16 protein-coding genes are annotated in these 17,019 nt (G+C 63.2%); 9 read left to right on the top strand and 7 right to left on the bottom strand.

The features are described from left to right. Positions 1-60: 60 nt before the first annotated feature. Positions 61-1,338 carry an ABC transporter substrate-binding protein gene (locus tag CXY70_RS04130; RefSeq protein WP_104191119.1) on the bottom strand — a complete coding sequence of 426 codons (1,278 nt, stop codon included), beginning with the start codon at positions 1,336-1,338 and terminating at the stop codon, positions 61-63. A gap of 199 nt (positions 1,339-1,537) precedes the next feature. Beyond that, complete coding sequence (locus tag CXY70_RS04125) at positions 1,538-2,515, bottom strand: NAD(P)H-quinone oxidoreductase (RefSeq protein WP_104191118.1); 978 nt, start codon at positions 2,513-2,515, stop codon at positions 1,538-1,540. 269 nt (positions 2,516-2,784) lie between these two features. On the opposite strand from CXY70_RS04125, the gene CXY70_RS18470 reads away from it, so the two are divergent. Together CXY70_RS18470 and CXY70_RS04120 are read left to right on the top strand one after the other, a co-directional pair. Beyond that, entirely contained in the window at positions 2,785-2,907 is a 123-nt protein-coding gene (locus CXY70_RS18470; RefSeq protein ID WP_255412010.1) for a hypothetical protein, read from the top strand. Between the two features lie 41 nt (positions 2,908-2,948). After that, positions 2,949-4,091, top strand: a complete 1,143-nt coding sequence (locus CXY70_RS04120; RefSeq protein WP_158250903.1) for an MFS transporter — start codon at positions 2,949-2,951, stop codon at positions 4,089-4,091. Positions 4,092-4,210: 119 nt separating this feature from the next. On the opposite strand, the gene CXY70_RS04115 is transcribed toward CXY70_RS04120, so the two are convergent. Continuing rightward, complete coding sequence (locus CXY70_RS04115; protein WP_104191116.1) at positions 4,211-4,705, bottom strand: DNA alkylation repair protein; 495 nt, start codon at positions 4,703-4,705, stop codon at positions 4,211-4,213. Positions 4,706-4,954: 249 nt separating this feature from the next. On the opposite strand from CXY70_RS04115, the gene CXY70_RS04110 reads away from it, so the two are divergent. The 5 genes from CXY70_RS04110 (at position 4,955) to CXY70_RS04090 (ending at position 10,837) form a co-directional block, all read left to right on the top strand. Further along, positions 4,955-5,935 (top strand): LacI family DNA-binding transcriptional regulator, encoded by a 981-nt coding sequence (locus CXY70_RS04110; protein ID WP_104191115.1) that lies wholly within the window; start codon positions 4,955-4,957, stop codon positions 5,933-5,935. Between the two features lie 82 nt (positions 5,936-6,017). Next, positions 6,018-7,322 (top strand): ABC transporter substrate-binding protein, encoded by a 1,305-nt coding sequence (locus tag CXY70_RS04105; protein ID WP_104191114.1) that lies wholly within the window; start codon positions 6,018-6,020, stop codon positions 7,320-7,322. A 40-nt stretch (positions 7,323-7,362) separates the two neighbouring features. Next, positions 7,363-8,337 carry a carbohydrate ABC transporter permease gene (locus tag CXY70_RS04100; RefSeq protein WP_233205728.1) on the top strand — a complete coding sequence of 325 codons (975 nt, stop codon included), beginning with the start codon at positions 7,363-7,365 and terminating at the stop codon, positions 8,335-8,337. Beyond that, on the top strand, positions 8,334-9,230 hold the full coding sequence (locus CXY70_RS04095) for a carbohydrate ABC transporter permease (RefSeq protein ID WP_233205727.1): 897 nt from the start codon (positions 8,334-8,336) through the stop codon (positions 9,228-9,230). Before CXY70_RS04100 ends, CXY70_RS04095 begins: the two co-directional genes overlap by 4 nt. Next, positions 9,227-10,837, top strand: a complete 1,611-nt coding sequence (locus CXY70_RS04090; protein WP_104191113.1) for an alpha-amylase family glycosyl hydrolase — start codon at positions 9,227-9,229, stop codon at positions 10,835-10,837. Before CXY70_RS04095 ends, CXY70_RS04090 begins: the two co-directional genes overlap by 4 nt. 117 nt (positions 10,838-10,954) lie before the next feature. Here the strand turns inward: CXY70_RS04090 and cycA are convergent, their stop codons facing one another. Next, positions 10,955-12,421, bottom strand: a complete 1,467-nt coding sequence (cycA, locus tag CXY70_RS04085; RefSeq protein ID WP_104191112.1) for a D-serine/D-alanine/glycine transporter — start codon at positions 12,419-12,421, stop codon at positions 10,955-10,957. 304 nt (positions 12,422-12,725) lie between these two features. On the opposite strand from cycA, the gene CXY70_RS04080 reads away from it, so the two are divergent. Continuing rightward, the gene (locus tag CXY70_RS04080) at positions 12,726-13,934 is read left to right on the top strand and encodes a CdaR family transcriptional regulator (protein ID WP_104191111.1); all 1,209 of its coding nucleotides are present in this window, start codon (positions 12,726-12,728) and stop codon (positions 13,932-13,934) included. Between the two features lie 90 nt (positions 13,935-14,024). Here CXY70_RS04080 and CXY70_RS04075 read toward each other — a convergent pair whose 3' ends face one another. The 3 genes from CXY70_RS04075 to CXY70_RS04065 form a co-directional block, all read right to left on the bottom strand. Then, positions 14,025-14,528 carry a hypothetical protein gene (locus CXY70_RS04075; RefSeq protein ID WP_233205726.1) on the bottom strand — a complete coding sequence of 168 codons (504 nt, stop codon included), beginning with the start codon at positions 14,526-14,528 and terminating at the stop codon, positions 14,025-14,027. Between the two features lie 47 nt (positions 14,529-14,575). Continuing rightward, positions 14,576-15,199: a LysE family translocator gene (locus CXY70_RS04070; RefSeq protein WP_104191110.1), complete on the bottom strand. Its 624-nt coding sequence runs from the start codon at positions 15,197-15,199 to the stop codon at positions 14,576-14,578. 108 nt (positions 15,200-15,307) lie between these two features. Further along, positions 15,308-16,363, bottom strand: coding sequence for a transposase (locus CXY70_RS04065; protein ID WP_158250902.1), 1,056 nt, complete (start codon positions 16,361-16,363; stop codon positions 15,308-15,310). 114 nt (positions 16,364-16,477) lie between these two features. Here CXY70_RS04065 and CXY70_RS04060 point away from each other — a divergent pair, with 114 nt between their 5' ends. Beyond that, on the top strand, positions 16,478-16,714 hold the full coding sequence (locus tag CXY70_RS04060) for a hypothetical protein (RefSeq protein ID WP_104191108.1): 237 nt from the start codon (positions 16,478-16,480) through the stop codon (positions 16,712-16,714). Positions 16,715-17,019 lie beyond the last annotated feature (305 nt).

Below are 17,019 nucleotides of genomic sequence, written 5' to 3'. Positions count from 1 at the left end.
AAACGTTAGAGCACGGGGAGGTGAGGCCTGGGCGACACCTCCCCGTGCAGGTGGAGCAGATTAGCCCAGTGCGCTCGAAGCAGCCGAGACCGTCGCAGCAATCAAAGCGTCGCCGTCACGGTCGACGCCGAACCTGCCAATGGCTGAGGAGAGGTCAGCCGACCAGGAGCTCGCCGCTGCAGCACCGTGCGCGAGGGAGCTGACGACGGTGTCTTCGCCGAAGGACTTCAGCGCGGTCTGCTGGTAGGCGGGGTAATCGGAGGCGATGGCATCCGTTCTCGCCGGAATGGAGCCCTTGGCAATGTTGAACGCCTTCTGGCCCTCGGCGGAGCTGACGGTGGTCAGCCAGTCGATGGCCGCGGCCTCATGTGGCGCGCCCTCTGGCAGGGTGAAGGAGTCGGCGAGGAAGTCGAAGACACCCTCGGTGCCCGGGGTCGCCCAAGTGGTGTACTCGGTGCCGTAGGTCTGACCTGCCTGCACGAAGGCAGCCTCGGCCCAGTCGCCCATCACGTTGTAGCCGGCGTTACCGTCAAGCACGAGCTGCGTGGCGGCATCCCAATCGAGTCCGGCATAGTCAGTGTTGACGAAGTCGAGCAGCTGATCGTAGTGGTCGACGGCCGTTGCAACGCCGGGTCCATCCCACGCAGTGGTGCCGTCCCACAGGCCGGTGTACCCCTCGGCGCCGAGATCGGCGATGAGCACGTTTTCAAACAGCTGCATCTGGGTCCACTCGGTGCCCAGAGACAGGGGCGTTTCAACGCCCGAGTCCTTGAGTTCGGTGAGGTCGTCAATCCAGGCGTCCATGTCGGCTGGCGCGACATTCGGGTCGATGCCCGCGCTCTCGAGCACCTCGACGTTCACCCAGGTGACATTCGCGCGGTGGATGTTGCTCGGCACCGAGTAGATCTTGCCGTCAGAGGTGAGCTGGTCGATCAGTGTGGGCGGCAAGGCCTCGTTGAGGCCATTCTCTTCGTAGAAGCTGCTCAGATCCTGCAGTTGGCCGGCCTCAATGTAGTCGGTGAGTTCGGCGCCGGCGTGGGCTTGGAACGTGTCGGGCGGGTTGTTCGCCTCGAGACGGGACGCGAGGGCAGCCTTGGCGTTCGAGCCAGCACCGCCGGCCACGGCAGCATTGGTGAAGTCCACGTCGGGGTTCTGTTCGTCGAAAACGGAGACGAGGGCATCGAGCCCGACCTTTTCCGATCCTGAGGCCCACCACGTGAAGACCTCGACCTGATTGGCGTTGCCGTCGTCGGTGCTTCCGCCTGCCGGTGAACAGCCCGCCAAAGCGAGGCCGGCGAGCGCAGCGCCCGCGATAAGAGACAGTCTTCTTTTACGCATGCGATGTTCCTCCAGTGGACAACCTGCCCCCCAATCTGCTGTGGTCGGGAGTGCATGAGGTTCCGCGCATGTGCCTGGAGCAGCCGACATACGTCGGCGCGTAAGCGACACGCGTACGAGCCTCGCCTTAAGACTACGTTCGCGGCACGCTGCGTCTCACGAAGGAAAGCTCATCTGTAGAGTAAAAAACGCGGTCAGATCAGGGCACCAGCACGATCTTGCCGACGTGAGTGGATGCTTCCAGCCGGCGGTGCGCATCCGCTGCCCTCTCAAACGAGAATCGTTCGTCGATCACCGGTCGAAACTCGCCCGAGGCGATCCATGGCCAGACTGCCGACTCGAGCGAACGCATGATGGCGACCTTTTCGGCGTGCGACCGGGCGCGCAGGGTGGTGCCCCAGTAGCGGGCGCGCTTTTGCATGAGGCGAAAGGGGTCGAACGTGGCCGGTTCACCACTCTGGTTCGCGAGCACCATGATGCGCCCGTTCACCGCGACCGCCTCGATATTGCGCGCCGCATAGGAGCCGCCCATGATGTCAAGGATCACGTCGGCGCCCCGCCCGTCGGTGGCGGCGGTGATTTCGGCGACGAAGTCCTGCTCGCGATAGTTGATCAGAATTTCTGCCCCAAGGCCCTCACACACGGCGAGTTTCTCGGCTGATCCGGCCGTCACGGCCACTCGGGCATCGGCCAGTCGCGCGAGCTGAATAGCGGTCGTGCCGATTCCACTTCCGCCGCCATGCACAAGCAGTGTTTCTCCGGGCTGGAGCTCAGCGCCCATGAACACATTCGACCACACGGTAGCCAGGGCCTCCGGCAGAGCCGCGGCGTCGATGAGGTCCATCGATAGTGGTACGAGCAGCGCCAGGTCTTCGTGCACCACGGCTTCGGTGGCGTAGCCGCCGCCGGCGAGGAGGGCGCATACGCGATCGCCGATGCCGAAACGAGTCACGTCGTCGCCCACCTCGGTGACTACGCCAGACACCTCCAGTCCGGGCCAGTGTGGTGCGTCGGCGGGCGACGGGTATAGGCCCCGTCGCTGCATAACGTCCGCCCGGTTCACCCCCGCCGCAGCGACCTTCACTCGAATGTCGTGGGCCCCGGCCTCCAGGTCGGGCAGGGTCGCCAGGGTGAGGGCCTCTGGCCCGCCGGGTGAGTTCACGATGATTGCGCGCATACCCGCAGCCTACGCGCGAGCAACTCAGGAACTGGGCATACCGACCGCCGAGTGCGCCACTGCGCTCGTGCGGACCCCCTAATCGTTAATGCTTCTTGACCAGGTGGCCTCGTACGGCAGCGTGCGATCCACGAAGTCGCCGGCATCGCTCATCCGTTTATTCTGCCCCGCGCACCGTGCCAGGGCTTTGCATGGATCATTCATCGGATGCCCCGACCTCGCCGGTCATGTGGCCCGGACGATGCTGTCCTCCGGCCTACGATGGAAGCATGTGGCTAGATGTGGTGCCCGTCGACGCGGTCGATTCAGCGAATGGCACCCCGCTGCACAGTCAGGTGGGGACGAGCATCCGTTCTCGCAGCGCCAACATGCGGGCGCTCGTGCGCAAGTGATGCTCCGGCGCCAGTCGGGCACTCGCGCGGTGGTTCTCGCAATGGGTTCAACCATCACGGGCGGCCTGCCGGTGTTCTTGCTCGGAGCTTTGTTCGTGCAGATTCAAGGTGATGTCCCCGCATCGCAGTGGGTGCTGGGCGCGGCCGTGGCCAGTTACTGGGCCGCCGCCGCCATGATGTCAGTGCTCGCCGGGCGCGTAGTGTCGTGGTTGGGAATTCGTTCCACAACGTTGTTCGGGGTGGCGGTCGGCGCGTTGAGCCTGATCGGGGCGGCTTTTCTGGTGCCGTCGTGGGCGTGGCTGCTGGTGTGGGCCGCAGTCGGCGGGGTGTGCAACGGCATCAGCCATCCCGCCGCGAATCAGCTGATCAACCTGCGGGTGCGGCGGGGAATGCTCGCGACCGCGTTCGGAATCAAGCAGTCGGCGATTCCGTTTGCCGCGTTCCTGGCCGGGCTGGCGGTACCGGCGCTCGCGCTCACCTTGGGCTGGCACTGGGGGTTCGGCCTCGCCGGCCTGTTCGCGCTCGCCGTAGGGGGCCTGTTCTGGTGGTCTGTGCCACGGGGGGAGCTCGCGCGTCCCCGGCTCGGCGGAGCCCATGTTCCGCTGACCCCGCCGCTGATGAAATACCTGCTGCTGATGGCCAGCGTCACCACGCTCTCGGCGGCTGCCACCGGTGCCGTGACTGCGTATGCGGTGATCACGGGCATTGAGCGCGGGCTGCCGGTGGCCGGGGCAGGGATTCTGTTGAGCGTCGCCGGGCTGCTCAGCGTCGTCGTGCGCGTTGTCGTCGGCCGAATCGCCGACCGGGCCAACAGCACGTTCGCGCTCGCCACCGTGGCCGCCATGATGTTTATCGGCGGTGCCGGAGTATTGCTAATGGCGGTGGACACCCAGTGGACGTTCGTGGCGGGCATGCTGCTGGCCCTCGGTGTCGGCTGGGGCTGGCCGGGGCTCACGCACTTCGTGGTGTCCCGGGTGGCGGGTCCGGCCACCCCGAGCGCGACCGGCGTCGTGCAGATCGGTACCTATGTCGGCAGCGGCGCCGGCCCGCTCGCCTTCGGCCTGCTCTACGCGGCCCTACCGCAGACGACGTTGTGGATCATCGTCGGCGCGGTGCAGATCGTAGCCGGGTATATCGCGTTCGTGCTCGCCCGAAAGACGCCGCCCGCTGTGCCCGTCAGCTAAGCGCGATTCGCCCGCCTCAGTAAAACCCCTGGCATCATCCAGACCTTGTTGTTCCAAGAATTTCTCACGGATCCCGGCAAACCTCATTCCCGATGATGAGTTCCCCGTGATGTTGGCAGTTACGCGCGAGTGATTTTCGCGTTGACGGCATGGGCCGCGCGGCGCAGCCATGGGTCGTCGTCGCCGGACCACCGAAGCAGGGACGCATCCGCTCGGGCACGATTCGCGCCGGTCAGTCCCTGCATCAGGGGCAGCACAACGTCGACCGTGAGTGGATCTACGAGCTCTGGCAGCCCAGCGCCGCGCAGGAACCCCTCGATGCGGGTGAGGTCGGTGTTGTCGAGCCGGCTCACGTTCGATTGCAGCAGCACGATTGCGGCGAGGCGCCGCTCGAACACCGGCACATTCCAGAGCTCGGAGCTCAGTGCGGTCACCTCGTCGTGGCTCATGTTCGTATACCGGCGAGCCAAATCGCGGATGGTTCCCCGCACGGCGCCCACCGAGGCGCCATAGAACTCGAGCTCGTTCCCAAACCGGGCCTGCGCCTCAGCCGCCCGCTCCCAGGTTGCTTCGTACTGCAACGTGCGGTCCACGAAATCGCCGGCATCGCTCATTCGTCTATTCTGCCTCGGTCAGCCGCGCCTTACTTGTGGCCACTGCGTCCGTGGCGCCTCCGTTCAAAGACTCGCGTCGTTTAAGGAACCGGGCCCGAACTGCCATCAAGGTCTGGGCCGTCGCACGGGCGACGCGGTCTGTCACCCTTGGCTCGTTTAGTAAACGTTTGCGTAACCCCAAACGCGCATTTAGTCTCGAAATATCGATTCACGCAAACGGTTACGTAAACTCACCCAGGGGAGGGAAGAATGGCGACAATTCGCGACGTTGCCCGCTACGCCGGGGTGTCTCCGGCTACCGTCTCCCGCGTCGTTAACGGCCTCGTTGGCTACTCGCTCGCGACACAAAAGCGCGTCGAAGGGGCCATTCTTGCCCTCGACTACGAGCCCGACACACTTGCTCGCGGACTCAAGACCAAGCAGACCTCTGTCATCGGCGTGCTCGCGCCCCTCGTGTCCGATGCCCTCGCTTCCGAGGTCATGACCGGGGTCGAGAACGCGGCCCGCCAGCGCGGGTACTCCGTGATGCTCGGCAGAACAGGACTCGGTTCCGCGCACGTTGCTGGCTATTTGCGTACCCTACGCACTTACCGATCGGCGGGTGTCATCCTCATCTCCGCCGCGATCACCCCCGACATGCGTCGGGCCCTAGGCGCGAACGTACCGCTTATTGCCGTCGCCATCCGTGACCAGTCCCACTTTCCCAGCATCGCCATCGACGACGAGCAGGCCGCGTATGACGGCACTCGGTACCTCATCGATCTCGGCCATCGACACATCGGTCTGCTGGCCGGGGACCCAAACTCCGTGCTCGTGAACACCGTGCGCGAACTTGGGTACCTGCGGGCCATGACAGATGCCGGACTTCCCACGGTTCTCGAGCAGGGAAACTCCCTCTACGACAGCGGCCCGCCTGCCCTGCGGCGTCTGCTCGAGCGCGACCCCCTACTGACGGCGGTTTTCGCGTTGAGCGATGAGATGGGCGCATCCGCTGTGAACGAGCTGCAGCGGAGCGGCCGACGCGTGCCGGACGACATTTCCGTGCTTGGCTTCGACAACACGCGCACGTCGCAGCACGTGTATCCGGCGCTGAGTACCGTCTCGCAACCTCTCGAAGAGATGGGCGAGCTCGCAGTCGAGCACCTCCTCTCCGCCGGAAACTCTCGCTCTCGCATACTGCTGCATGCCCTCGTGACCCGCGGCTCGACCGCTCCAGTACCTCCAGGCTGACCCGCCTCGTCCAGATCTAGCGCCAGAGGCATGCCCACGGCCCCATAATCCACCCCTGAAAACACTCACCGAAGGAAGCATCATGAAGCAACGACGCCCAGTGCGACGCGCCCTCTCCGGCATTACCCTGCTCACCGCAGCTGCCCTGTCATTGACCGCGTGTTCCAGCGCTGGCCAGGCCGAGAAAGCGGATGTGAGTCTCACTGACCGCGGGCCCATCAGTTACGTCAGCAGTCCCGACGCTTCCGGCGCGGCGCAGCAGTCCATCGATGCATGGAACGACACGCACCCCGACGAGCAAGTCTCCTGGATCGAGCTGCCGCTCGACGCCGACCAGCAGCGTCAGCAGATGGCTCAGAATGCTCAGGTCAAGGGTTCGACATACACGATCCTCAACCTCGACGTGGTGTGGACCTCGGAGTTCGCGGCGAATCGCTGGATCACCGAGCTACCCAAAGACGTTATCGCGATCGACGACGCGATCCCCGCTACGATCGCGGCGGCGTCGTACCGCGACACGCTGTATGCGGCGCCGTACTACACCGATGGCGCCCTGCTGTACTCTCGTACGGACTTGCTGACCGCAGCTGGCGTCAACTCGCCTCCCGAGACTTGGGCGCAATTGGAGGAAGCCTGCACGGCAGTGCTGGCGCTCCCCGAAGCAGCCGACATGTCGTGCTATGCCGGGCAATTCGACAAGAACGAAGGTCTCACCGTTAACTTTAGCGAGGCGGTCAACTCGGCGAACGGTTCGCTCTTCGACGCCGAGGGCACTCCCACGGTTGACACTCCCGAGGCTCTCACTGCGCTGAACTTTCTGGTGGACGGCTTCGCGAGCGGCATGATTCCACAGGCCGCGATCACCTACCAGGAGGAACAGGGCCGACAGGCGTTCCAAGATGGGAACCTCGTGTTCCTGCGCAACTGGCCCTACGTCTACGCATCATTCAACGCAACCGACGGATCGAGTAGCGTACAGAGCAAATTTGCGACAAGCCCGATCCCTGGCGAAAACGGCCCCGGCGTCTCAACCCTCGGCGGACGCAATATCGCCATCTCGAGCTTCGCCGAGAATAAGGCCACGGCGCTCGAGTTCATCACATTCTTCACGGGACGCGACCAGCAGTCCGACCGCCTCGAGCTCAGCTCACGGGCACCGGTGTTCTCGGAGTTCTTTGCCGACGAGACCGTGACGGAGCGCCTGCCTTACCTCCCCGATCTGCTCACCTCGCTGGAAAAGGCCCAGCCGCGCCCCACCGTGGTGAACTATGGCGCTACTACCGCCGCGATCCAAAACGAGATCTATGCAGCCCTCACCGGCGTCAAGACGCCCGAGGCTGCCCTGGCCGACCTGCAGGTCGCGCTCAGCGACATCACGTCCAACTAAGACCCCGGCCATCGCGAATGACGGAAAGACGGAAAGACGCATGATGACGACGACCCAGATTGAGCGGCAGACGACCGCCCGCCGGCCGCAGACGGTGAAGGTTGGCGACGGCCGGATGGCCGCGCTGCTGCTCTCACCGACCTTCCTCGTGCTCGCCCTCGTGGTGGCATATCCGCTGCTTTCCGCCTTCCGGCAGTCGCTCTACCGATCGCAGTCGGGGCTCGACGACGACGGCTTCGTGGTGACCGGTGACGTGTTCGTGGGGCTCGGCAACTACGTGAACATCTTCACCGGAACCGAGGCCGGGCGTTTCTACAACGCCCTGTGGAATACCACGTTCTTCACGTTCACGACGGTCGGCCTCGAGGTGATCATCGGTGTAGCGTTCGCCGTTGCCATGAACCGGGCATTCCGGGGCCGGGCGTTGCTTCGCGCCAGTATTCTCATTCCGTGGGCCATTCCCACCGCCGTATCCGGGCTGCTGTGGCGGTGGATCTTCCAGGCCGACGGGGTTGTGAACAGCATCACGGGCGTCGAGGTGCTGTGGACCGCCGAGGGATTCGCCGCCCAGGCCGCCGTGATCGTGGCCGAAGTGTGGAAAACTGCGCCGTTTATCGGGCTGCTCGTGCTCGCCGGCATGCAGATCATCCCTGGGGAGATTTATGAAGCGGCCAAGCTCGACGGCGCCAACGCTTGGCGTCAGTTCATTGGCATCACGTTGCCGCTCGTGCGGCCCGCGCTGCTCGTAGCGGTGCTGTTCCGAATGCTCGACGCGCTGCGCATGTTCGACCTGCCGTTCGTACTGATCGGCCCGCGCAAGAGCTCGGTCGAGACGCTGTCGATCCTCGCATGGGACGAATCCAATCAACTCAACTACGGCACAGCATCCGCTTTCTCCATAATCCTGCTGATTTATGTAGCGGTGATCGCGTACGCCTTCATCAAGATCCTCGGTGCCGACATCGTTGAGGCCAAAGCACGCCGGGCAACACCGAAGAAAAAGGCCACGCGATGACCGACACCCTGCAACGCCCCAGATTTTCCGAGCGGATGCTGCCGCCTGACCCCGTGCGTAAGCCCAGGAAACGCGGGTGGGGCGCCGCGTCACTGGTGCTGGCTATCACCGCAATCTCTGTGTACTGCCTTGCACCGTTCTTCTGGATGCTCGTATCGAGCTTTCGGCGCACGTCCGACATATTCGAGACCACGATTCTGCCCACGACGTGGTCGATCGAGAGCTATCGGCAGGCCCTCGACGGCTCGTCGATGTTCGGCCGGGCGATGCTGAACAGTCTGCTCGTTGCGGGCACCACAACGGTGCTGGCCCTCGTGTTCGCCATCTTCGCGTCGTACACCCTCGCTCGGCTCAACTTCCGGTTTAAATCCGCCGTACTCGCCATCATCATCGCAACGTCGATGTTCCCTGGTATCTCCGTGGTGGTGCCGTTACTGCAGTTCTTCTCGGACATCGGCTGGATCAACACCTACCAGTCGATGATTGTGCCTAACCTGTCGTTCGCGCTTCCGCTTGCAATCTGGATACTGACCACGTTCATGCGGCAGATCCCCGTGGACCTCGAGCAGGCCGCCATGATCGACGGATGCACGAAGTGGCAGGCGTTCCGCCTCGTGCTGTTACCGCTCGCTGCTCCGGGGGTGTTCACGACGGCCATCCTCACGTTCATTCAGAGCTGGAACGAATTCATCATCGCACTGTCCATGGTCAATGACCCCGCAGTGCAGACCGCTACGGTCGCGGTGTCCAAATTCACCGGTGCTACCGACTTCCAGTCGCCGTACGGGGTGCAGATGGCAGCCGGTGTGCTCGTCACCATCCCGTTGATCATCGTCGTGCTGCTGTTCCAGCGCCGTATCGTGGAAGGCCTCACGGCGGGCGGTACCAAATGACGGATGTCCGAACTCAACCCTGGTGGACGACCGCCGTGATCTATGAGGTCTATCCGCGATCCTTTTCCGACTCGACCGGCGACGGTGTGGGCGATCTTCGGGGAATAACGGCGCGACTCGACTACATCGCTGACCTCGGTGTACAGGGTATTTGGCTCACCCCGTTCCAGACCTCCCCTCAGGTCGATCAGGGCTACGATATCAGCGACTACTGCAACGTTGACCCGTTGTTCGGCACGATGGACGACTTCGACGAGCTGCTCGCGCAGGCCCACGCCCGGGGCATCCGTTTACTCGTTGATATCGTTCCAAACCACACGTCTACCGAGCACCCGCTCTTTCAAGAGGCGCTCGCGTCGGAGTCCGGGTCGGAGGCTCGGCAGATGTTCCATTTTGCCGAGGGACCACGGGGGAGCTTGGACGATGGCCTAGTGCCGCCGAACAACTGGATCAGTGTGTTTGGGGGGTCGGCCTGGGCTCGGGCACACCCTGAGTCGCTAAATGACCGGGCGTGGTTTCTGCATCTGTTCTCGTCCGGGCAGCCGGACTGGAACTGGCAGAATCCAGCCGTGGCCGACTACTTTATTGGTGTGCTGCGCTTCTGGTTTGATCGCGGGGTCGACGGCATACGCATCGACGTGGCGCACGGTCTGTTCAAGGCGGAGGGGCTACCCGATACCGAGACAGTACCCACCGTGATCGACGGGCTTCGTTCCAACCCGCTAGCCATGGACCAGGAACCCGTGCACGAGGTCTATCGACGCTGGCGCGCGCTCGCCGACAGCTACGATGAGCCCCGGCTACTGGTAGGCGAGGTCAACCTCGAGCCCGAGCGCGCCGGTCGCTATACGCGACCCGACGAACTGCACCAAACCTTTGCGTTCGCGTTTGCGCGGCTCGGCTGGAACCCGGCGGAATGGGTGTCTGTGGGACAGCAGTTCGAGCAGGTACGGCTCGCGACCGGCGCTGAACCCAGTTGGGCGCTGGAGAACCACGATTTGGTTCGCACGGTGACGCGGTTCGGCGGCGGCGTACTCGGGGCCGCGCGGGCTCGCGCCGGGCTCGTAGCCCTGCTCGGTTTGCCCGGGGCGACCTACATCTACCAGGGCCAGGAACTCGGTTTGCCCGAGGTTGAGGTGCCCGAAAGTCTTCGTGTTGACCCGATGTGGAACCGCGGCGGCATAAGTCGGGACGGTGCGCGCATCCCATTGCCGTGGCAAGCGGATGCGACGGACTCGCACGCGTTTTCACCGAAGAATGCCGAGGCCCCGCCATGGCTGCCGATTCCGGAAGGGTGGGGCCAGTGGGCGGTGAGCGGCCAGCAGCGGGATGCTGGGTCGGTTCACAGCGCCTTCACGGGAGCGATGCAGCTGCGAGCAGCCCTTTTGGCGAGTGGAGTCTTTCGAGCGAATGAGTCGGCGACGTGGTCGCTCGATGCCGATGGTCTCGTTCAGTGCTCGCGTGCCGGAGGCGTTACCGTGGTGATTGCCATGGGGGATTCACCGGTGCCGGTGCCCGCAGGACGGGTCCTCATTAGTTCTGCACCCGTACGGGCGGGTGGCTTTATGCCCCCCGACTCCGCGGCCTGGATCTTGCCTACTCCCTGACGTCGTCGCTCCCAGCGCGAATGATGACAGGCAGTCGACGCGCGAGCATTCTCAGGCTGTTGACCGAGGTGCAGCGCGAACTGGCTTGAGCGGTGCGGCCAACGTTCGGCTCGGCCGTCAGCGGCGAAAGGCGAGCGCGGCAACCCTGTCGGCCTGCACGTTCGCCCGGTGAAGTTCCTGATGCGCGGCCAGTTCCGGGCGGCGCCGAATAATAAACCACGCCGCAGTGAGGCCGAGGAACCACAGTGGCGTCACGAGCAGTGCCTGCAGGGTGTCGGCCTTCTGGGTGAGCGCCCAGATCAAAAACCCGAAAAACGACAGCACCACGTAACACATGTACACGCCGCCGGGCATCTTGAACTTTGAGGCCGCGTGCAGCGCCGGGCGGCGCTTGCGATAGACGATGTAGCTGACCAGGATGATAGTCCACACGAAGATGAAGAGCACCGCCGACATGGTGGTCACCACGGTGAAGACGGCGATGATTGATGGGTTTGCATACAACAGCACGGCGGAAATGAGCAGAAAGCTACACGAGAACAGCAGCGCGCTGGCTGGCACCTTGTGCCGGGTCAGATGTTCGAAGCGTGCGGGTGCCGTGCCCTCGACCGCCAACCCGAAAAGCATTCTCGAGGTGGAATACAGCCCCGAGTTCGCCGAGGACGTCGCGCTGGTGAGCACGACGAAGTTGATCACGGCCGCGGCCGCGCCGAGCCCCGCGAGGGCAAACATCGCCACGAACGGGCTTACGTCGGCGGTGACCTCACGCCACGGAGTGACCGTCATGATCATGATCAGCGCGAGTACGTAGAACAGCATGATGCGAATGGGGATGGAGTTGATCGCCTTGGGAAGGTTCTTCTCCGGGTGCTGCGCTTCGGCGGCCGTGGTACCCACAAGCTCCAGCCCCACGAACGCGAACACGGCAATCTGGAAACCGGCAATGAACCCCATCGGACCGGTGGGAAACATTCCGCCGTCGTTCCACAGGTTGCTGAAACTCGCCGGAGTGCCGCCGGGGGACTGAAACTTTGTGAACACCATCACGAGACCCACGACGATAAGCGTGACAATGGCGATGATCTTGATCAGCGCGAACCAGAATTCGGTCTCACCGAACGCCTTGACGCTCGCGAGGTTGAGGCCCAGCAGAAGCAGCACGGCCCCGAGCGCCGGAATCCACAGCGGCAGCCCTGGCCACCAAAAGCTCGTGTACAGCGCGATCGCGATCAGCTCAGCGATGGCCGTGACGATCCAGCAGAGCCAGTACGTCCAGCTCGTGAAGAATCCGGCCCACGGCCCAAGCAAGTCACCGGCGAAGTCGCTGAACGACTTGTATTCGAGGTTGGACAGCAACAGTTCGCCCATGGCCCGCATCACGAAGAACAGCATGAAACCGATGATCATGTACACGAAGATCACGGATGGTCCCGCAAGTGAGATGGTCTTCCCAGAGCCCATGAACAGGCCTGTTCCGATCGCGCCGCCAATGGCGATGAGCTGGATATGTCGGTTTGACAGCGATCGGGCCAGGTGTGGCTGCGCGCTCACGGCGGGTTGAGTGCTGCGTTTCACTTGCGACATCGAGAATACTTCCTTGTAGTCCAGGGCGATTGTGCGAGATGTAGGGGTCTCGGCCAGCCTAAAAACGATATGCCCGGGTTTGGGGCGGCATCGCGTTTCTGGGGAACAGATGTCGAATGCCACAGGTCGCGTCGTCTGACCCCTCGCCGGCTTCCGGGGCGTGGAATTACCACTCTGCCAGGGTTTTTTCTCGTCCGAGACCGGCACGAGAAGGCGACAGTCGCTACCCCTGGCTCGACATTTGTAGCGTCACGAGGCGTCGATTGTCGCCGGATGTGCACACGGCTTGCGTAGGATGAATCTTATGAGGGGGGCCGATATCGATCAGGCGGTGGCCATCATCGCGGAGCACCTCGGACGTGCCCTGTCTCTGGCAGACCTCGAGGGCGGATTGCTCGCGTACAGTGCGCACCACGCGACGGCGGACCGTGTGCGCACGAATTTCGTGCTGAGCAAAGTGGTCCCGCCCGATGTCAGCGACTGGCAGCTCAGCCACGGTATCGCCACGGCGGTACGACCGGTTCCGGTTCCGGCCAATGCCGAGCTCGAAATGTTGGGCCGGGTATGCGTGCCGCTACTCGCCCGTGGATTCCGAGTGGGATATCTCTGGGTGCTGCAGCTCGATGACGAGCTCGAGCCCGATGCCATCTTGCAGGAGCTACGGGGCATCCGCTCGGAGCTGGACAGCCTCGCGGAGCTACTGCTCGATCGCACGAGCACGGATTCCGATGGTCGCCCGGCGAACGAGTCTCAGTTTCTCGCTGCCTGTTCGGGCGATCGCGATGCCCTCGTATCGGTTAAAGGTTGGCCCGGTATGCATGGGCGTGGACCGTGGCGGCTGGCCATGCTCGTGGAACGCGGCACGAACGCCGAGCGCAATCCTGCAGAGAGCATTCTGTTGCATCGGCTGTCCGCGCTTCAGGCCACGCTCGGCATCGACACGGTGCTGTTCTCCGCTGGCACCGAAACGCAGGCGGTGTTGTTGCTGCACGATGTGATTGACGGCGTTGACGGTTCCGAGGTTCTTCGACGCTTTGGCCTTGAGGTCTCACGCCGCGGCGGGCAGCCAGCCACGCCCGTTCTGCTCGGGCTGAGCGAGCCCTTTTCCGACCTTCGACGCTTGCCCGGCGCCTACGCCGAGGCGCGGAGCGCCGTGCAGGCAGCCTGGGTAGACGCCCAACTGGGACCACTCGTATCGTTTCGCGCTATCGGGGTCTACCAATTGTTAGCCGTCGAGGGTCGAGACGTTGTGCCGACCGAGTCGGCCCTTTTCCTGGAACTGCGCGAACTCGACCACAACAAGGAACTGTTGCCCGTACTCGAGCTGCTCTACGACAAGAACGGTTCCGTGGCCGAGGTTGCCGAGCAGCTGCATCTGCACCGCACCAGTATCTATAACCGGCTGAGGCGCATCCGCTCACTCATCGGTGTGGACCCGCTCGGCGGGCAGGCTCGACTCGAGCTGCACCTCGCCCTCAAAGCCGAGCGCTGGGCCTCTCGCCCCCGGCTGTAACGCAGGGCGCGCCAGCAACGACGACGTGACTCACACCGCGAAGCCACAAGGAGGCCCGCCGTCGACCGCGCCCAGCTATCGGCCATTCGTCTATTCTGTGCCGGCCGAGGCGGCGCGCGCAGCCCGAATGATCAGCACGATCAGGGCAAGCAGGGAAGCCGCACTCACCAGGTACAAAGCCATGCCCCACGGGGAGTGATCGGCGCCCGAAATCATGAACGTGTCGGCGAGCGACATGCCGGGGCCGAACGAGACGAAGAAATGCCCGGGAGCAGCGAACACCAGCAGCACGAGATAAGCCGCCACGACTGGTCCCACCCGACTGGTGCGGCGCATGGTCGCGACCAGCAGGATCACTCCGGCCAGCAGCAGCCCGATGCCAGCCCAGGTGACGACTCCGTTTGCGCTGAGGCTTTCATCGGCACGGGCCATATCCGCGCGAATCTGCCCGAGCGTCGCGCCGGGCACTGCGGCCAGCGGATTCCACACCAGAATCTGCAGCGCCCCGGCAATCACGTACACCATAACGACCGCGAAGCCCACGGCCGCCGCCCTGACTGCGCGTCGCGGTGGTCGTATCTCGGTGTTACTCATCAGGCAAGCGTACCGAGCATCCGTTCAGAGAAGCGGATGCCGGTGCCTCAGTGCACCAGCACCAACAGCAGCGCCACGGTCACGAACAGCGCGCCGAATGTGCGGTTGAGGATGAGCTGACCGCGGGCAGTGTTCGTGAAGCGCTGGAACGATTTCGCAGCCACCGCGAAGAAAAACCACATCACCACGATGTCGATCAGCACGACGGTGATGGTCAGCACCAGGTATTGGGGGAGCAGCGGCTGCTCCGGCCGAATGAACTGCGGCATGAACGCGAGAAAGAACACGAGCGCCTTGGGGTTGAGCAGGTTCACCCAGAAGCCGCGGCGAAACATCGACCAGGCCGGCTCCCTGGTTAGCGGCACGGTCGGGTCCCGCTTTGGGTCGGGCTTCTGTACAAACAGACGGATGCCGAGGAACACCAGGTAGGCGGCCCCGGCATAACGAATGACGTTGAACAGCACGGGGGAACCGGCGACCAGCACCCCGACGCCGAGCGCCACCACGATGATGTGCACGATGAGCGCAGCCTGCTGCCCGAAAATTCCCCAGATCGAGCGGCGAAACCCGCTGGTCAGCGAGTTGTTCATGGTGTTGATCGCGCCCGCGCCCGGGGTGAAGCTAATCAGCACGCCGGCGCCCGCGAGGGCCAGCCAGAGGGAAAGTTGCACACGCCAGCGTAGCGCGGGTGCGGCTCGAGGTCCTCATGCGGCGGATACCCGGGCTTGCGTCACGCCATTTTGTTGATTCCGGTGTATCGAGTCGATCCAAAGCCGTCGTTAGAAGCGCAGCGTCTCGGCGAGGTCCGAAAGCTGAGGGTAAAGCACAATGACGGGTACCGCGGCGATAGCAAAGGCGGTTGCGCCTCGAATCCAGCGCCAAGCCCGCTTTGCACGGCTGGAGTAGGACTGAATCGCGTCGGGATGTCGGGGGAGATCTTCAATTGTCCAATCTCGAAGGAACGTCATGTACATGATTGTCAGGAGTATCTCGACGCACTCCGTGTATGCGTCGGGCCCGCGTCTATGAAGTTGGGTCTCGACCCAAGCGATACTCGCGCCCGCAATGCGGCGCCGTTCCAGGTCGAATTCTCGGGCACCAAGCGTTGCATAACCTAGTCCCGGTGCCATTGACCGAGTTAATTGCCGCTCCGCTTTGCGCAAGGAACTGACGATTCTAAGTCTGGCGGGGAAGGTTCCCCACTCTGAGAATGATTGGCGCAATGGCCACGGCTTACGCAAGAATACGTCGCGGGATTGAAGCTCGGTGATGCGGTGAATGGCTTGGGCGAGGGCAGAGAGGCAGTATGCGAATGGCCCGAACACCCTCAAAGCCGCGTTAAAGATGACATCGAGGCCAAGAGCCAGAAGAAAGGTGAGTGCCGGTGCGAGGATGAGAGGGGCGATCCTAATTTGAAAGGGCATCTCGGCCGGGCTGGAGAATATTGCTACGGCCAAAATCAACAGAACCGCAGCAACCGCGAACAGAACCAGACCCGCGATGGTGGACAACGTTCGAAACGCGATACTGGTGATGCTGTGCAGATACCATCTAACTTCGAATTGATGGGCTGAACGTGCGTCGTGTCGGTCGAGTCTCTTTAGGACAGTGGTCAACATCTGGGCAATCTGTCGTCGCTCCAGGTAGCGTTGCTGACGCAGTCTTTGACCACGGGTCAGCGTTACCGAATTTTCCGACGCAGATAGCTCGTTGTCTCGCCACCGGCGAAGCGTACTTTCGGAGATGTGCAGATCGCGTGCAATATCCGAGACTCTTTCCTGCCCCACGACCATTCGTTGAACGGCAGAGTCTCGTATTTCAGGGGTGTACTTCACGTTAACTCTCCTGAGCTGAACTATCCCGGGTCTGCTAGTACTTGTCAGAACTATGTCCTGATCGCTAGTTTTGGGGAAGCTGTGCGGGCAAGTTGCCGTACGGTCACGACATCAGTGACTTCGCACATCGAGCCACCGAAGGCCTACGTCCGTGCGTTGCTCCAGAGTGCTATCTCGCTCTGGGTTCCCTACTTCGCCCCCATCCACGGCGGCATTAACGCTCGAGCACTCTCCGTGCTGCGCGATCCGGGACCGGTTACGCAGAGAGAAACCGGCAGTGGATTCATCAGCATCGAAAACGACGACCCACTGCCGAATGGCAGTGCAATCGCTTCGAGTCCGTCGGCCTGAGTGCCTACGACATCCTGCCGTGTAACGCCTACCCCTGGTACGTCAACCGTGCCCCGAAGACCGCCGAGTTGGAGGCTGGCGTCGACACGATCCTCGAAATGCTCCGCCTGGCCCCAGCGGTCCAGGTCGTGCTGCTTCAAGGTGGGGATGCCCACAGATCGTGGCGCCGGGTGCTGCGGCGCTCGCGTAGCCTTGCCGAAGTGCGTAAATATTCAACCGCGGCCGGCCCTACGTGCCAGGGTTGGGTGAGGCCAGTAGCTAACAGCAAGTCCGCCGTTTGACGTAGGGCGAGAATCAGGAATCAT

The sequence above is a fragment of the Cryobacterium sp. Y82 genome (assembly GCF_002929495.1).
GTDB classification, from domain to species: Bacteria; Actinomycetota; Actinomycetes; order Actinomycetales; family Microbacteriaceae; genus Cryobacterium; species Cryobacterium serini.
The sequence above is the reverse complement of the archived record's forward strand: the minus strand, read 5'-3'. Positions and strand labels throughout refer to the sequence as shown.